The sequence below is a fragment of the Kribbella sp. NPDC058693 genome (assembly GCF_042715335.1).
Taxonomy (GTDB): domain Bacteria; phylum Actinomycetota; class Actinomycetes; order Propionibacteriales; family Kribbellaceae; genus Kribbella; species Kribbella jiaozuonensis.
Genome location: NZ_JBHXSQ010000002.1, coordinates 908666 through 925401, shown reverse-complemented (window position 1 = coordinate 925401; position 16736 = coordinate 908666). Strand labels below are relative to the sequence as shown.

Genomic DNA, 16736 nt, shown 5'->3' with positions numbered 1-16736 from the left:
GCCCCGTGTCAGCTGGACAGGTCTGCGGCCAGGGCTTCTATGTGGTCGTGCCACGCGGACTGGTGGTCGGAGCCGGGGGTGGATTGGGAGAGGTGTAGGCGGGCGCCGCCGTTGCCGTCTCGGAGGGTCCAGGTTATGGGGCCGGTGGTGGAGGTGTAGGTGAGGTGGGTGGGGGGTTCGAGGGTGGTGATCGGACCGGGGTCGATGCCCTTGGCAACGAAGCCTGCGGGGGGTGGGGTGCCCTTGGTGGGGGTTTGGGGGCCGGTCAGGTGGGTCCAGACTGCTTCTTTTGGCTGGACCAGCTGGCGTTCGAAGTGGAGGGTGCCGTCCTCGGTGACCGTGCCTTGGTCGAGGCCGAAGGCTTTGATGAAGTGTTCGTGGAGTTCTCGGTAGTCGCGTTCTGGAACGGTGTTGCCCAGGATCCGGTCGAGGGCGTCGAGGCAGAGGGTCCAGCCGCCGGCGAAGCTGGCGGAGCCGGGGCGGTCGTCGTAGGTGGCGGTCAGGTGCAGGGTGCAACCGTCGGCGGTCGGCTGCAGCTCCCAGCGGAGGACCTCTTCGCCCCACGTGTACTCGATGAGGTGGGGCGGTTCGTACGCGCGGATCACCCCGCTGCTCTGCTCGTCGACCGGAGCGCCGGGGTCCTGTTCGAAGGTGAACTTGACCGGGCCGTCCAGCCGGAGGTCCAGCTCGACCGCAGCGGGGAACCACCCGGCCAGCTGGCTCGGCTCGGTGATTGCTCGCCAGACCTTCTCCGCCGGATGCCGCAGGTCTCGCCGCATCCGCAGTACGGTCCGGCCGTTCTCAGAACTCAGCGTCTCGGTCATGGATCTATATATACCGTCTCCGGCATATACGATCAATCAGCGAAGCGGGCCAGGTCCGTCAGTTCGGCGGACAGGTCGGGGCCGCCGTCAAACAGCTCCACCGACAAGTCGGCGTGCGTCCACGAGCCGATTGCGCGGCCGGCCTCGATGACGGCCGGGCGGAGCATGCCGCCGCCGGGGAAGATCGCGGCGGGCAGTTCCTGGAATCGGTTCTGATAGCCGAGGAGATACGCGTCGAACTCCCCCAGCATTCGCAGATCTCGACAGCCAGGCAGATCCTCAACTGCAACGACGGAAACCCCGTCCACCTCGAAGGACTCCGTCGCGACCGCCTCGACGGCCCGGCGAGCAGTGGGGACAGACAGGCCGGACCAGGTGGCAAAGTCGCGAGCGGTCGCAGGACCGTAGGCGTTCAGGTACCGGCGGGCCAGATCTTCCACGTCGCCCGCGAGGTCCAACGGTTTGCCAAGCCAGGAGCTGACGGCGACCCAGGTCTCCCCCGGCCCGTAGCAAACGCGGCCGAGCAACCCGGCATACCGGATCAGCGCATAGACCGCCTGCCCCTTCGGCTCGGCAATCAGCCCAGCCGCAACCAGTACGGCGGCGAGCTGAGCCCGGTCGGCCGGCCCGTGCGCCAGCAAATGCTCCTCGAGTACGTCGGCCGCCCGAGCGCGCACATCCGCAGGCAGATCCAGCTCGCCGAACCGACGCTCGGAGTCCTTGATCAACTTCGGCCCGAGCAGCCCCAACAGCGGACCGGCATCCTCCACCGCGACCAGCTGCAGCGTGCCGCGCATGAACCACCCACGGACCACCGAGCGGTCAACCGACTGGGCATGCGCAACGTCAGCCAACACAGTCGAAGTAGAGCGAGCGCGCACGGCGTACGCGGCGCCGCGCCAGGTCTGCGCCTGCAGGCCCCCCGTCCGGCGCACGACGTCGGCCACCCCTCCGGGGCCGGCCTCGTTCACCGGACGCGCCAAACAGTTCGCCTGCATCCTGGCCGCCAGTAACCAGTCCACAGACCTCCGCGCCACCCCAGCATGACACCACGATCCGGGCGTGTCCGCATCCCGAAATACGAAACCGCCCCGGCTCGCACCGGGGCGGCACCGCAAAAAGGCCGTTACAGCGCCGGCTGGACCAGGTCGGCGAAGGCCGCCTGACCGGTGACATTCGGGTGGTACGACTCGCTGACCGGGTTCGACAGTCCGTTGATCCACTCCGGGCTGCCGCACACGGAGTGACCGATGAACTTCGTCGTCGGGTTCACGAATGTGAACCCGGCCGCGCTCGCCGAGGCCGCGATCTTGGAGTTGAGCAGGTCGGCGGTCGCGTTCAGCCGGGTCATCTCGTCGGGGCTGAAGAACGTGCCGGCGTTGCAGTCGGTGCCGTTGAACAGTCGCGGGTACCCGACGACCACGACCGTCGCCGACGCGGCGCGGCTCCGGATCGACGAGTAGAGCGTGTTCAGCCGGCCGGGCAGGGTGTTGTTGATGATCGTCTGGGCGCCGGCCACCGCGCCGGTGCAGTCGCCGAGCCACGACGGCTTCGCGCACTCGGTGATGACCGACGAGAAGCCGGCGTCGTTGCCGCCGACCTGGACCGAGACGATGTTGGTCGAACTCGTCACCGACGGCAACTGGTTCGCAGTGACGTCGGCGACCTTCGCGCCGGAGCAGGCGACGAACGTCAGGTTCGCACCGATCCGGGCCGCATCGATGTACGAGTACGCCTTGGTGGACCGCTGGCAGGACCCGCTACCGGAGATATAGGTGCGGGTCCCGACACCGGAGGCGTACGAGTCACCGAGTGCGACGTAGTTCGGGGCCGCGGCGTGCGCGACGCCCGGGCTGAGGAGCATCGCGGCGCCGAGGGCCGCAGCGGACAGCAGACTGGCGATGGACTTCATGGGCGGACCGCCTTTGTAAGCGAGGGGTGGCGACTGAAGTACTCAACGTCACCTTCGCTGACTGGCGAGTAACACACAAGGTCCTAGTAACAAATTAACCGTGGATTCCCGGTGCCAGTCATCAACTAGCCGTTCCAGGACGACAACCCCGGCCCCGGCGGCAGCGGATAGCAGCCGTCGACGAGCTCGACCCTCCCGTCTTCAGGCAGCAGACCGCTCTCCACATAGATCGTGTTCGGCAACGCCGCGAGCACGTGGATATGCGCTCCCCCGCCGTGCGACGCGTACGGCACCCCGAACCCGGCCGCCATCAACCCGATCTCCAGACAGTCGGTCAACCCACCGGCCCGCCGCAGATCAGGTTGTACGACGCCGACGCCACCCCGCGCGATCAAGTCCCGGAAGGCAGCCTGCCCGTACCGGTTCTCCCCCGTTGCGATCGGGATGTCCAGCTTCTCGGCCAGCCGCACATGAGCATCGGTGTCCGCGGCCGGCAGCGGCTCCTCGAACCACCGGCAGTCGAGCTCCTCGTACACCCGGCCTCGCCGCAGTGCCTCGGAGTACCCGAAGGCCTGGTTCGCGTCGACCATCAGCGGCGCGTCCGGCCCGATGATGTTGCGGACCGCCTTGATCCGCTGCACGTCCTCGCTGAGCGGACCGCCGCCGACCTTCATCTTCACGCCGCGGAAGCCCTGCTCCATCGCCTTGGCCGACACGCTCTCCAGACCCGCGACGTCCAGCTCGAGCCAGCCGACCATCGCGTACGTCGGGATCGCCGTCCGCTGCGCCCCGAGCAGCTTCCACACCGGGACGTCGAGCGACTTGCCGAGCAGGTCCCACAACGCCAGGTCGATCGCCGAGATGCCGTACGACGACAACCCGGCGGTCCCCTGGTAATCGGTCAGCGTCTGGAGCCGTTGCCGGATCCCGCGGATCAGCGCCGGATCCTCGCCGATGATCGCCGGCGCCAGCTGGTCGGTGATCAGGTGGGCGAGCACTGCGGGCGAGCTCTCGACGCGACCGAAGTACGTCGTACTGACGCCGCTCACGCCCTCGTCGGTGTCGATCTGCACGCGGGTGTGCCCGTTGCGGTCGAGCAACTGGATCGCGTCGCGGACCGCGTGCGCTTTCGGTTCGGAGGTGACTTCGACGCTGATATCGGTGATCTTCATCCGGTCATCCCTTGCCTGCGAGTACGTCTTCGACCTTCTGCTTGACGCTACCCAGCGCCGCTTCGGCGGTCTTCTTACCGCTCCAGACGTCGTCGAGCACCGGCCGGTAGATGGTCCGGGCACGTTCGATGTAGCGGCTGAAGTTCTCGTTCACCGCGTTGTCGAGCGCCTGCGTCACCAGCGCAAGGTTCGACGGCGACTTGTCGTCCGGGACGAACAGCGCCGACGAGCTCTTCGCGACCGGCATGAAGCCGCGGGACTGCGCGAGCAGCTTCGCCGCGTCCGCGCCGGCGCAGTACTTCAGGAAGTCCCAGGCGGCGTCCGGGTCCTTCGAGGCCTTCGGTACCGCGAGGACGGTCAGCGTGTTGACGGTCGTCCGCCGTACCTTCATCGGCGTCGGGAAGATGTCCCACTTCACCTTGGCGTTGGTGCGCAGGTACGGGATGCCGCTGGTCAGCGAGAGTAGCATCGCGGCCTTGCCGGTGCCGAGCTGAGCCAGCGCCCAGTTCGGGGTCTGACGGCCGGCGGTGACGGTCGCGAAGTCCGGGTGCACCTTGTGGACGAGCGACAGGTCGGCGACCCACTGGATCGCCTCCGCGCCCTGCGGTTCGGCCAGTGTGAACCGGGTCGCGTCCTTGGAGTAGATGCCGTCGCCGCCGTTGCTGACCGGGAAGACGGTCTCGAGCGAGGTGTCGGGGAAGACCAGCGCGCCCCAGCGCTCGCCGTTCGGCTTGGTCAGCTTCTTGGCCGCGTCGACGAAGTCGTCCCAGGTCCAGCCGCTCTTCGCCCAGTCCTTCGGGGGCAGCTCGACGCCGGCCTCGGCGAACGCATCGGTGTTGCAGTACAGGACGCCGGGGTTGGTCATGATCGGCCAGGCGGCGTGCGCGCCGTCGGGCTGCTTGGCGAAGTTGTAGGCGACCGGGAAGTAGTCGTCCGGCTTGATCCCGTCCTTCTCCAGGTACGGGCGCAGGTCGAGCAGCGAACCCTCCGCGTAGTACCCGCGGACGTAGTCGTCGTTGATCCGGATCGCGGTCGGCGCGGCGCCCGACGACAGCACCGTACGGAGCTTGGTGTCGTAGTCGTCGCCGGGGATCGACTGGATGTCGAGGGTCTTGCCGGCCTGCTTGGCCCAGTTCTGGGCCACGGTGTACATCGGGCTTCCACTCTCGGTGTCCCAGGTCATCCAGGAGGCGTTACCGCCACCTCCTCCGCCACCGCTGCCGTTGCTGCCGCAGGCGGCGAGTGGGATTCCGGCGGCGAGTGCGCCGCCGCCGATGCCGAGGGCCCGGAGGATGGACCGACGGGAGATCTCTGATGCGGGCATGGTCGTTCCTGTTCTCTGAAGTTAATTGGTCCGCAGTTTGGCGACCGCGTCGTCGTCCAGCTCGATGCCCAGACCGGGCAGGTCCCACGGCGTGATCTCGCCGTTCACCGGGACGAGCGGGTTCTTCCAGATCGGTACGTCGTCGAGGATCGGGTTGTGCTCGATGTTGTACTCCTGCGGGTAGACGCAGGACGGCGTACTGACCCACAGATGCGCGTGTGCCGACGTACCGATCGTCTGTTGCGTGTTGTGCACCGTGATCGGCTTGGTGAACGTGTCGGCGAGCACCGCGATCTTCTTGAACTCGGTGATCCCGCCGCACTTGATGACATCGGGCTGCAGGATGTCGACCTTGCCGTCGAGGATCAGGTCGCGGAACTGCCAGGTGGTGTACTCCTGCTCCCCCGCCGCGATCGGGATGTCGACCGCATCGGCCAGCCGTCCGTACGCCGCGTAGTCGTGGGCGGCGAGCGGTTCCTCGAAGTGCCACACGCCGAGGTCCTCCAGCGCGTGGGCCAGCTTGATCGCGGTGTGTTCGTAGTACGCGTTGTTGACGTCGACCAGGATCGGGAAGTCGTCCCCGACCAGCTTGCGTACCGCCGTCACAGTGGCGATGGTCTGGTCGAAGCCGTCGTCGTGCATCCACGGCGTCGACGAGTGGATCTTGTAACCGTGGAAGCCCTTCTCCTGGAAGGACTGCGCGCGCTCGGCCTCCTGCTCCGGTGTCATGCTGCGCGACATCGAGCTGGCGTAGACCTTCGCGCTCTGCCGGTACTTGCCGCCGAGGAGCTGGTACGTCGGCAACCCGGCCGCCTTGCCGAGCAGATCCCACAACGCGATGTCGATACCCGCGATCGCGTTCAGCTGCGCGCCGCCGGGACCGAGCTTGTACGGCTTGGTGTAGAGCCGGCGCCAGAGCCGCTCGATGTCGGTCGCCTCCTCGCCGATGAGCAGCGGCGCCAGCGCCTGTTCCACGACGCTGTGCGAGACGTGGGCGTTCATCGGGCTGACCTCGCCGACACCGACCAGGCCCTCGTCGGTGTGCACCTTCACGATGTGCAGCTTGTCGAGCAGGATGATCGACTCGATGTTCGTGATCCGCATACTTATCCTTTCAGGCCGGACATCGTGATGCCCTGGACGAAGTACTTCTGGGCCAGCAGGAACAGCAGCAGCGGCGGCAAGATCGTCAGCGTCGCGGCGGCCATCATGAGGTTGGTCTGGGTGAAGTACTCACCCTTGAACAGCGCGAGCGCGATCGGCATGGTCTGCAACCGCGTCGAGTTGAGGAAGATCAGCGGGCCGAAGAGGTCGTTCCACGAGCCCATGAAGGTCAGCGCGCCGACCGCGGCGAGAGCCGGTTTCACCTGCGGCAGCATGATCCGCCAGAACGTCCCGAAGATCGACGCGCCGTCGAGCTTGGCGGCCTCCTCCAGCTCGATCGGTACGCCGCGGAACGCCTGCCGGAGCAGGAACGTGCCGAACACCGGCGTCAGCACGTTCGGGACCCAGAGCGGGTAGTGGGTGTCGATCCACCCCATCTGCCGGAACAGCATGTACTGCGGAACCAGGTAGACGATGCCCGGGATCATTGCCGTCGACAACAACAGGGCGAAGGCGAGGTTCTTGAAGGCGAAGTTCAGCCGGGCGAAGCCGTAGCCGGCCAGCGACGCGAACAGCAACAGGAAACCGACGTTCAGTGCGGCGAGCTTGCAGCTGTTCAGGAAGAACGGCAGCAGGCCGTGGCCGGCTTGCGAGTAGTTGCCCCACTGGAACTCCGACGGGATGAACGTCGGCGGTGTCTGCAGTACTTCGTTCTCCGGCTTCAGCGACGCGCTGATCATCCAGAGCAGCGGCATCGCGAACACCACGGCGAAGAACAGCAGGACGACTATCAGGACGACGCGGCGCGGGATGTGCCGGGGCGGCCGGTTGAAGACTCTGATGGCCTCAGTTGTCATAGTGCACCCACCGTTTCTCCATCCGCCACTGGATCGCGGTGACGACGCCGACGATGACGAACAGCACCCAGCCCATCGCGGAGGCATAGCCCAGCCGGCCGTGCCCGAAGGCCGCCTCGTAGATCTGGAAGATGAACACCGAGGTGGCGTTGTTCGGCCCGCCGGACGTCATCACGTAGATGATCCCGAACACCTGGAACGAGGTGATGAACTGCGTGATCGTGAGGAAGAACAGGCTCGGCGTCAGCAGCGGGAAGACGACCGACCAGAAGCGTCGCCAGGCCGACGCGCCGTCCACCGTCGCCGCTTCGATCAGCGACTGGTCGATGCTCTGCAACCCGGCCAGCAGGATCACCATCGGGTAGCCGACGCCCTGCCAGAGCGCGACGATCATCACCGCGATCAAGGCGGTCTTCGTGTCGGACAGCCACGCCGGTCCGTGGATGCCGAACGTCTTCAGCGTCGAGTTGAACAGGCCGCTGTCCGGGTTGTACAGCCAGAACCAGACGAAGCCGATCGCGACGACGTTGGTGACCGCGGGCGAGTAGTACAGCGTCCGGAAGAATCCGATGCCCTTGATCTTCTGGTTGCACAGGACGGCGAGTCCGAGCCCGATGAAGATCGTCAGGACGACGACGACCACGGTGAAGATCACGGTGTTCTTCAGCGACGGCCAGAACGTGTCGTCGGCGGTGAACAGCTCCTTGTAGTTGCCCAGGCCAAGGAACTTCGGCGAGTTCAGCCCGGTCCAGTTGGTCAGCGACACCACCAGAGAAGCCGCGACCGGCGCGAGCTGGAAGAACAGCACCCCGAAGATCACCGGGCCGACGAACAGCCAGCCGGCCAGGTTCTGCCGCTTCGGTTTGACCTTCGCCCGCTTGCGGGCCGGTGGCCCACCCTCGACGTCCGGTGGTTTCAGGAGGACTGCGTTGGCCATCGGTCACACCTCGATTCCGATGTACTTCTCCTCGAGGAACTCGAGGATCCCCTCGGAGCTGCCCTCGCGGCCGAGCCCGGACTGCTTGGTCCCGCCGAACGGCGCCGCCGGGTCGCTCAGCACGCCGCGGTTGACCGCGACCATCCCGGAGTCGATCCGTTGCGCGACGGCGAGCGCCTGCGCGGGATCGCCGTACACGTAGGAGATCAGGCCGTAGATCGTGTCGTTGGCCATCTCGACGGCTTCGTCGACGTCGCTGAACCCGACGATCGCGGTGACCGGTCCGAAGATCTCGGTCTGGTTGATCTCGCTGCCGTGCTTCACGTCGGTGAGGACCGTCGGCGGGTAGAACGCACCACCTTCCGCGGCATCGCCGCCCAGGGTCAGATTGGCGCCTTCGGCAACGGCCCGGTCGACGAGGCCGGCGACCTTGTCACGCTCCTCCGGTGAGACCAACGCGCCGAGCTCGTTCGAGTGGTCGGCGCCCGGGCCCATCGTGATCGCCTTCATCGCCGCGGTCATCCGGGTGCTGAACTCGTCCAGCAGCGAGTCGTGGACGTAGAACCGGTTGGCCGCAGTACAGGCTGAGCCGCCGTTGCGCATCTTCGCGACCATCGCGCCTTCGACCGCAGCGTCGACATCGGCGCCGGGCAGGACCACGAACGGCGCGTTCCCGCCGAGCTCCATCGACGAGCTCACGACCTGGTCGGCGGCCTCGTGCAGCAGGACCCGTCCGACCTCCGTCGAGCCGGTGAAGGACAGCTTGCGTACGGCGGGATGGTGCAGCATCGCGCTCACCGCCGGGCCGGCCGGGACCGGCGTCACCAGGTTGACGACACCTGCAGGTACGCCGACCCGTCGCAGTACGTCGACGACGTACGCCGCGGTGAGCGGGGTCTGGCTGGCCGGCTTCAGTACGACGGAGCAACCGGCCGCCAGCGCGGGTGCGATCTTGCGGGTGGCCATCGCGGCCGGGAAGTTCCACGGCGTGACCAGGATCGAGACGCCGATCGGATCGCGGCGTACGACGATGGTCTTGTCACCGGACGGCGAGAGCCGGAAGTCGCCGCCGATCCGGACCGCCTCCTCGGCGAACCAGCGGAAGAACTCGGTCGCGTACGTCGCCTCGCCGATCGCGTCGGCGTACGCCTTGCCGTTCTCGGCGGTGATGAGCGCGGCGAGTTGCTCGCGTTCCTCGGTCAGTACTTCGAAGGTCGCGCGGAGCAGCTCGGAGCGCTGCCTCGGCGGGGTCGCGGACCAGCCGGCGAGCGCGTCGGCCGCCGCGTCGACGGCCGCGAGGCAGTCCGCCTCGGTGGCCGCGGCGAACTGGGCCAGCTCGGACCCGTCGGCGGGGTCGTGGACGGCGAAGCGCCGGCCGTCGGAGGCAGGGCGCCACTGTCCGTCGATGAACAGATCGTGCGGAGAAGTCATCAGGTGGCTCCGGGGGGTCAGAACGGGTCGGTTCGGTCGCCGGCGTACGCGGCGCGAGTGATCTCGAGCAGCGCGTCGACATCGAGCGGGCGGGGGTTGTTGTCAATCAGCCGGGCCGACTGCAGGCCCTTTTCGGCGACGTACTCGAGCTGGTCCTCGGCGAGGCCGAGCTCCTTCAAGGTCGGCGGGATGCCGATCCGGTCCAGCAGCGCGTCCACGGCCTCGATCCCGGCCAGTGCTTGCTGCTGGGTGTTACCTGCTGTCGGTACGCCGAAGAGCTTGGCGATCTCGGCGAACTCCTGGACGCGAGCGGGAGCGTTGTAGCGCATGACGTACGGCAGGAGTACGCCGACACCGACGCCGTGCGGGCTATGGGTCAAGGCTCCGAGCGGGTACTGCAGCGCGTGCGCGGCCGCGGTGCCGGCGACGCCGAGCGCGTACCCGCCGGCGTTCGCGGCGAGCATGACCGCGGAGCGCGCGTCCTGGTCGTCCGGGTGCTCGAACGCGATCGGGAGTGCGGTCGCGAGGAGCCCTAGACCCCAGCGGGCGTAGGAGTCGCTGATGACGTTCTTGCCGATGAAAACGCGTCCCTCGGCGAGTGCCGACGGCGGGCGCTGGATGGCGGTGAACGACTCGACCAGGTGCGAGACCGCGTCGGCCCCGGCGCTCGCGGTCAGGCTGGGCGGGCAGGAGTACGTCAGCTCCGGGTCGCAGATCGCCACCGACGGGACCAGGTACGGCGACGAGATGCCGGCCTTGAGCTCGCGACGGCTGTCGCTCAGTACGCAGACCGGCGTGACTTCGGAGCCGGTGCCGCCGGTGGTCGGTACGGCGATGATCGGGAGGACCGGTGCGGGTACGGCGTTCTCCCCGTAGTACTGATCGATCGGGCCGCCGTGGGTGAGCATCAGCGCGACGGCCTTCGCCAGGTCGAGGCAGCTGCCGCCGCCGATCCCGATGACCACGTCGATACCGGCGTACTCCATCGCGTCGAAGCAGGCGTCGATGTCGGACATCGGCAGCTCCGGCGAGGTGTCGCTCCAGACGTGAACCTCGAGACCGTTGTCCTCGAGATCGGTGAGCAGCTGCGCGAACTCGGGCGATGCGGCGAGCCGCTGGTCGGTGCAGACGAGGGCTGAGCTGCCGTACTCCGCGGCGTGGCGACCGAGCAGAGCGCGCTGGCCGGCGCCGAAGACAACCGTGCGGGGTGCCCGTTGCACGCCGAAGGCAGGGGCGGTGATCGTCATATCGTTGTCCTTGTCTGGTCGTTAGGGGCGGGATCAGTCGGCCAGAACGGCTTCGCGCCGGGCTGCGTCCGGGCGAGCTGCGTCCAGCCGGGTCAGCTCGCGCCACAGGTCGTCGGCGATCTCGATGCCATCGGCAACCGATTCCTGGTACCGGGCGCGGGCGCCGTCACCAGGCACGGAGACCGGCGTCGCCGGGTCGGCGCGGCGGCTGTGGCGTACCTGATCGAGGTACTCCGTCGCCGAGTGGCGGCCGCCGCTCAGCAGGATGAACAGGTCGCCCTTGTTGCTCAGGTGGTCGTCGTCGAGCGTGCCGCCGACGGCCGTGCCGTACGCCGCGCCGGTGAGGAAGGTGACCATCGCGCCCAGACCGAGCCCGAGGCCGTACCCCTTCGCTCCCCCGAACGGCGCGATCGATCCGTCCTTGGCCGCCACCGGGTCGACAGTCTCGTTGCCGCCGGCATCCAAGGCCCAGCCCGGCTCCAGCGGTACGCCGCGCAGTGCGTGGTCGTGCACCTTGCCCATCGAGATCTGCGAGGTGGCCATGTCCAGCACGAGCGGCGGCCTGGCCGGGACCGCGAGCGCCAGCGGGTTCGTACCGAGCATTGCCTCGGTGCCGCCCCACGGGTGGACCAGCGCCTCGCTGGTCGTGATGCCGAGGCAGACCAGGCCGCGGTCGGCCATCCGGCCGGCGTAGTACCCGAGCATGCCGAGGTGGTTGTTGTTCGTGATCGAGCAGACCGCGACGCCGTACTGCTCGGCTGCCGGGACGATTGCTTCCAGTGCGCGGACCGCGACCACGGGGCCGAGACCTTGCTGACCGTCGACAGACAGGTAGCAGGGGCTCATCCACGTGTGGCAGCCGGAACTGGTCGGGCTCGCGGTTCCGTTCGCCAACCGCCGCAGCAGTCGCGGCAGCCGGAGCAGGCCGTGTGACGGCATCCCCTTCGCCTCGGCGACCACCAGGAGCTCGGCCTGCTGTGCCGCCGCAAGAGCCGGCACACCGGCGGTGATCAGGAGTCGTTCGGCCAGTGCTTGGGCCGTGAGCAGATCTGTGTGCACGTCGACCATCCCAGGGTGGAGTCGCTGCATTCGTATTCATCGCCCGATGTCTTGGGAGGCTAGATCAGATCGGATACGATTCGCAATGGTCTGTGAATACGAATCCATGTTTTCTGCCGACGGACGGACAACAGATGAGCCAACGCACCGCAGTGACTACCGGGCGTTCCGGACGGCCCCGGATGAGTGACGTCGTCTACGAGCGACTGCAGGAGTTCCTGCTGGACGGCCAGATCCAGCCGGGTGAGCGGATCCGGGTCGACGAGCTCAGCCGCCGGCTCGGGGTCTCCCAGACCCCGGTCCGGGAGTCGCTGAACCGGCTCGAGGCCGAGGACCTCGTCACCAAAACGCATCTGATCGGATATTCCGCGACGCCTAAGCTGACGCCGCAGCGGTTCGAGGATCTCTTTGAGGCCCGGTTCCTGATCGAGCCCTACTGCTCGGGCCTCGCGGCCGGCCGGCACCGCGGCGACGAGGTCGAGCAACTCGCGCAGATCGCTGCCGAGATGCGCGCCCGCTACCAGGCCGGCACGATGTCGTACGGCGCCTTCGCCCGCGCGGACGCCGAGTTCCACGAGGCCGTGATCGGCGCGACCGGGAACAGCTACTTCGGCGAGATCTTCGCCAAGCTCCACTGCCACCTGCAGCTGTTCCGCCTGCTGCGCGACTCTCGCGTCACCGAGGACGCGCTGGACGAGCACGATCTGATCGTCACGGCCATCCGCGAGCGCGACACCCAGTCAGCCGATCGAGCGATGCACGCCCACCTGACCGCCTCCCGCACCCGTCTTCGGACGGCCTTCGAGGCCGCCCCGGCCGATCAGCGTTCGGGACCGGAGACCGAGAGCGGGTCGAAGCCGTAGGGCAGCTCCAGGCGATGGGCCTGCATCAGGTCGGCGTCGCCGAGGAGGTCGCGGGTCTTGCCGTCCGCGACGATGCGGCCGCCGTCCATCAGCAGACTGCGCTCGCACAGCTGCAGCGCGTACGGCAGGTCGTGCGTGATCATCAGCAGCGTGACGTCCAGCCCGGCCAGAATGTCCGCCAGCTCGCGGCGGGCGGCCGGGTCGAGGTTGCTCGACGGCTCGTCGAGCACCAGGACCTCAGGCCGCATCGCCAGCACCGTGGCCACGGCCACTCGACGGCGTTGGCCGAAGGACAAGTGATGCGGGGCGAGGTCCGCATGGTCCTGCATCCCGACCTGGACCAGTGCCTCGTGCACGCGGTCGTCTAGCTCGGAGCCGCGCAGGCCGAGGTTCGCGGGGCCGAAGGCGACGTCGTCGCGGACCGTCGGCATGAACAGCTGGTCGTCCGGGTCCTGGAAGACCAGACCGACCTTTCGCCGGATCTCGCCGAGGTGCTCACGGTGCAGACCCGTCCCGCCGATCTGGATGCGACCGCTTCCGGTGCCGCCGGCAACCGAGCCGAGAATGCCGTTCAGGTGCAGGACGAGCGTCGTCTTACCGGCGCCGTTCGGCCCGAGCAACGCGACCCGCTCGCCGCGTTCGACCGCGAAGTCGACACCGAACAGGGCCTGCCGCCCGTCCGGGTAGGCGAACACCAACCGCTCGACCTGAATCGCAGGACCACTCACAAGCCGACCACCCTCGCCGCCACGGCAACCACTACCGCTATCACTGAGATCGTCAGCCCTTCCATCCACTGTCCGCGCGACGCACCCTGCGTACTCAGCAACGGCATCCGTCCGGTATATCCACGCGACCGCATCGCCAGATGCACCCGCTCCCCACGCTCGAAGCTCCGCACGAACAACGCCCCCACTCCCCCGGCCACCGCCTTCAGATGACCGACCCGGCCGCCCATGTACCCACGGGATTCCCTCGCGACCCGCATCCGGTGCAGATCGTCCGACACCACGCTCAGGTAGCGGACCATGAACGACAAGATCGCGACGAGCGTCGCAGGCAACCGCAGCCGCTCCAACCCGGCCAGCAGTTCCCGCGGCGCTGTCGTTGCCGACAGCAAGATCGCCGCGATCACCCCGAGCGTGCCCTTCGCCAACACGTTCCACGCGCCGAGCACACCCGACTGGGACAACTGCAGACCAAGCACGGAGACCTGTGGACCGGTCGCCACGAACGGCAGCAGCAAGGCGAACACGATGAACGGCGTCTCCACCGCGAGTCTGCGCGACACCACCGGCGCCGGCAACTTCGCCGCGACGACAGCTGCCACCAGCATCGCGGCGTACACACCGAAGGCCCAGAAAATGGCGGCCGGTGTCGACACGACCGCGAGCACGAAGACGAACAGCGCGACCAGCTTCACCTGCGCCGGAATGCGGTGGACCGGACTGTCCACCGCAACGAGAAGACCGTCGCCACTCACGATGCCTTGTTCGCCCGCAGGGAGGCGAGCTTCGCGATGGCCAGGCCGACCACGATCGTCACCAGTACGCCGATGATCCCTGCCAGTGCGCCGGACACCTGCGCGTTGCCGATCCCGTGGACGCCGTAGTCGGCGAGCGGGCTACTCGCCACAGCCGAGTCCTTCGCCGCGCCGTCGAACCCGAGCTTGGCGCCGACGAACTCCAGCCCGTCCGGATGCGCACTCGCGAACAGGCTCAGCCCACCGGCGACCACGAGCGTGACCGCGACGCCGATCCCGAGCGACCGCCCGGCTGGCTTGGCCGCGATCGGCCTGTCCGGTGACACCGTCGAAGTGTTGCCATCGGCATCGACCAGGACGAGGTCCTGCTGCAGATGGCGAGCGGCGTACACGAGGTCAGGTCGCGTCGCGACGACCGCGCTCAGCACGGCCGCGGTGATCACGGCCTCACCGATCCCGACCAGGATGTGCCAGCCGACCATCGCCGTTGCGAGCTTCGCGAGCGGGATGTCGACCGCGCCACCGATCGCGTACAGCCCCGTGAACGCCAGCGCGGCGACCGGAACCGACACAAGCGCACCAACAGTCGCAGCAGGTACGACACTCCCCGCCCGCCGCGGCAGGACCTTCAACAGCGCCCGGGTCAGGAAGTACCCGACCAGGACCGTGATCAGCCCCATCAGCGTGATGTTCGTACCCAACGCCGTCAGACCGCCGTCGGCGAACAGCAGCCCCTGGACCAGCAGCACCGTGGCCATCACCAGTACGGCGGTCCACGGCCCGACCAGCGCGGCCGCGAGCGCGCCGCCGAGCAGGTGACCGCTCGTCCCGGCCCCGACCGGGAAGTTCACCATCTGCACCGCGAACACGAACGCCGCGGTCAGACCGGCCAGCGCGGGGCCGGTCTCGCGGAGCTCCCGGTTCGCCCGCTGCAGGCTGAAGCCGACCGCCCCGGCCGCGATCAGGCCGGTGGCGACGGAGGTCGGCGCGTCGAAGAAGCCATCAGGAACATGCACAGCAACATTCTTGATCTACTTGCGACTGATTCGCAACAAGCGATCTCACAAAGCTTTGAGTGCTTCCCCGATCGCACGGTGGAACGTCGGGTATGCGTAGATCATCTGTCGCAGCGAGTGAACGGGTACGGCGGCGTGCACCGCGACCGCGAGCGCGCTGAGCACCTCGCCACCGGTCGGTCCCGCACTGGTCGCGCCGACGAGCACGCCACGGTCGGCGTCCTCGATCACCTTGATGAAGCCCTCGTTACCGGCCTTGTGGATCCACCCGCGCGTCGAGGCCGGGATCGGGGTCGAGCCGGTCCGCACGTTCAGCCCGGCGTCGCGAGCCTGCTTCTCGGTCATCCCGACCGCGCCGATCTCCGGGTCGGTGAACGTCACCCGCGGCATCGCGTGGTAGCTCGCGGTCGGCGCGTCCGGCTCCTGCAGGATGTCGCGGACCGCGATGTCGGCCTGGTACATGGCGTTGTGCGTGAACACGCCGACGCCGGTGACATCGCCGATCGCCCAGACCCTGTCGGCGGCGCGGACGTGCTCGTCGACCTCGATCCGGCGGGCCGTCGGGTCGAGACCGAGCTTCTCCAGCCCGAGGTCGGCCGTGGCGATCCGGCGACCCGTTGCCACCAGCAACTTCTCGCCGCTGGCCGACGACCCGTTCTCGAGCCGGACGGTGAACGTGTCCCCGGCGTACTCGACCTGCTTGGCGTGGGCGCCGAGCTTGAACGTCACGCCGTCGCGCTCCAGCGCCTCACGCGCGAGCACCCCGGACTCGGGCTCCTCCATCGCCAGCACCTCGTCGGCGCCCTCGATCACGGTCACCTTCACCCCGAAGCGGGCGAACACCTGCGCGAGCTCCATCCCGATCGCGCCGCCGCCGAGGACCAGCAGCGACGCGGGCAGCACCTCGACCTCGATCGCCTCGCGGTTCGTCCAGTACGGCGTACCGGCCAGGCCCTCGATCGGCGGGACGGACGGGATCGTGCCGGTCGCGATCACGATGCCGCGGGTTGCCTCGAACTCGCGGTCACCGGCCTTGACCGTGTTCGGTCCGGTGATCGTCGCGCGGTCCTTGATCACGGTGGCGCCCTTGTTCACCAGCCGGTCGACCGCGACCTGGTCGTTCCAGGTGTCGGTGGCCTCCTCGCGGATGCGCTTGGCGACCGGGGTCCAGTCCGGCTGCACCGTCGACGTACCGGCCATGCCTTCGACCCGCCTTGTCTCGGCGATGAGGTTCGCGGCGCGGATCATCATCTTGCTCGGGATGCACCCGTAGTACGGGCATTCGCCGCCCACCAGCCGCGACTCGATCCCGACCACCCTCAGCCCGGCCTGCGCCAACCGCCCGGCGGTCTCCTCGCCGCCGACTCCGAGCCCCACCACGACGACATCAACCTGTTCACCCATGCGGACAATCTTCCAGAGCGACCCGACCCGGCCAAGTCTCCCCCCGGCGCGTCATCACTCCGTAAGCGGCCGTTCACCGCCGGGCACTAGCGTCCTGTACTCG

Annotated in this window: 16 protein-coding genes; 1 reads left to right on the top strand and 15 read right to left on the bottom strand. The window is 68.0% G+C overall.

Annotation, left to right across the window (positions count from 1 at the left end; all coding sequences use genetic code 11):
• Window positions 1-8: 8 nt before the first annotated feature.
• From ACFWUU_RS14010 to ACFWUU_RS13960, 11 genes are all read right to left on the bottom strand, one after another.
• Window positions 9-824: an SRPBCC family protein gene (locus tag ACFWUU_RS14010; RefSeq protein WP_380175649.1), complete on the bottom strand. Its 816-nt coding sequence runs from the start codon at window positions 822-824 to the stop codon at window positions 9-11.
• A gap of 32 nt (window positions 825-856) precedes the next feature.
• On the bottom strand, window positions 857-1846 hold the full coding sequence (locus ACFWUU_RS14005; RefSeq protein ID WP_380175647.1) for a DNA glycosylase AlkZ-like family protein: 990 nt from the start codon (window positions 1844-1846) through the stop codon (window positions 857-859).
• A gap of 104 nt (window positions 1847-1950) precedes the next feature.
• Window positions 1951-2736 carry an SGNH/GDSL hydrolase family protein gene (locus tag ACFWUU_RS14000; RefSeq protein ID WP_380175645.1) on the bottom strand — a complete coding sequence of 262 codons (786 nt, stop codon included), beginning with the start codon at window positions 2734-2736 and terminating at the stop codon, window positions 1951-1953.
• A gap of 125 nt (window positions 2737-2861) precedes the next feature.
• Window positions 2862-3908, bottom strand: coding sequence for a mandelate racemase/muconate lactonizing enzyme family protein (locus ACFWUU_RS13995; RefSeq protein ID WP_380175643.1), 1047 nt, complete (start codon window positions 3906-3908; stop codon window positions 2862-2864).
• Window positions 3909-3912: 4 nt separating this feature from the next.
• Window positions 3913-5232, bottom strand: a complete 1320-nt coding sequence (locus ACFWUU_RS13990; protein WP_137255404.1) for a sugar ABC transporter substrate-binding protein — start codon at window positions 5230-5232, stop codon at window positions 3913-3915.
• Between the two features lie 21 nt (window positions 5233-5253).
• Window positions 5254-6336 (bottom strand): mandelate racemase/muconate lactonizing enzyme family protein, encoded by a 1083-nt coding sequence (locus ACFWUU_RS13985; protein WP_137255405.1) that lies wholly within the window; start codon window positions 6334-6336, stop codon window positions 5254-5256.
• A gap of 2 nt (window positions 6337-6338) precedes the next feature.
• On the bottom strand, window positions 6339-7193 hold the full coding sequence (locus ACFWUU_RS13980; RefSeq protein ID WP_137255406.1) for a carbohydrate ABC transporter permease: 855 nt from the start codon (window positions 7191-7193) through the stop codon (window positions 6339-6341).
• Complete coding sequence (locus tag ACFWUU_RS13975; protein ID WP_380175641.1) at window positions 7183-8130, bottom strand: carbohydrate ABC transporter permease; 948 nt, start codon at window positions 8128-8130, stop codon at window positions 7183-7185. Before ACFWUU_RS13975 ends, ACFWUU_RS13980 begins: the two co-directional genes overlap by 11 nt.
• Window positions 8131-8133: 3 nt before the next feature.
• Window positions 8134-9561 carry an NAD-dependent succinate-semialdehyde dehydrogenase gene (locus ACFWUU_RS13970; RefSeq protein ID WP_380175639.1) on the bottom strand — a complete coding sequence of 476 codons (1428 nt, stop codon included), beginning with the start codon at window positions 9559-9561 and terminating at the stop codon, window positions 8134-8136.
• A 17-nt stretch (window positions 9562-9578) separates the two neighbouring features.
• A complete protein-coding gene (locus ACFWUU_RS13965; RefSeq protein ID WP_380175636.1) occupies window positions 9579-10808 on the bottom strand; it encodes an iron-containing alcohol dehydrogenase in 1230 nt (409 codons plus the stop codon).
• 33 nt (window positions 10809-10841) lie between these two features.
• Window positions 10842-11897, bottom strand: coding sequence for an Ldh family oxidoreductase (locus ACFWUU_RS13960; protein WP_380175634.1), 1056 nt, complete (start codon window positions 11895-11897; stop codon window positions 10842-10844).
• A gap of 152 nt (window positions 11898-12049) precedes the next feature.
• Here ACFWUU_RS13960 and ACFWUU_RS13955 point away from each other — a divergent pair, with 152 nt between their 5' ends.
• Window positions 12050-12730 carry a GntR family transcriptional regulator gene (locus tag ACFWUU_RS13955; RefSeq protein ID WP_170989791.1) on the top strand — a complete coding sequence of 227 codons (681 nt, stop codon included), beginning with the start codon at window positions 12050-12052 and terminating at the stop codon, window positions 12728-12730.
• Here the strand turns inward: ACFWUU_RS13955 and ACFWUU_RS13950 are convergent.
• Genes ACFWUU_RS13950 through ACFWUU_RS13935 form a run of 4 tightly spaced genes read right to left on the bottom strand, consistent with a single transcriptional unit; the run spans window position 12688 to window position 16633 of the window.
• On the bottom strand, window positions 12688-13458 hold the full coding sequence (locus ACFWUU_RS13950) for an energy-coupling factor ABC transporter ATP-binding protein (protein WP_380175632.1): 771 nt from the start codon (window positions 13456-13458) through the stop codon (window positions 12688-12690). The two genes, ACFWUU_RS13955 and ACFWUU_RS13950, sit on opposite strands and share 43 nt — an antisense overlap.
• Window positions 13455-14186: a cobalt ECF transporter T component CbiQ gene (gene cbiQ / locus ACFWUU_RS13945; protein WP_380175630.1), complete on the bottom strand. Its 732-nt coding sequence runs from the start codon at window positions 14184-14186 to the stop codon at window positions 13455-13457. The genes ACFWUU_RS13950 and cbiQ overlap by 4 nt, the downstream gene beginning before the upstream one ends.
• Window positions 14187-14209: 23 nt before the next feature.
• On the bottom strand, window positions 14210-15229 hold the full coding sequence (locus tag ACFWUU_RS13940) for an energy-coupling factor ABC transporter permease (protein WP_380175628.1): 1020 nt from the start codon (window positions 15227-15229) through the stop codon (window positions 14210-14212).
• A 45-nt stretch (window positions 15230-15274) separates the two neighbouring features.
• Window positions 15275-16633: a dihydrolipoyl dehydrogenase family protein gene (locus ACFWUU_RS13935; protein ID WP_380175626.1), complete on the bottom strand. Its 1359-nt coding sequence runs from the start codon at window positions 16631-16633 to the stop codon at window positions 15275-15277.
• Window positions 16634-16736 lie beyond the last annotated feature (103 nt).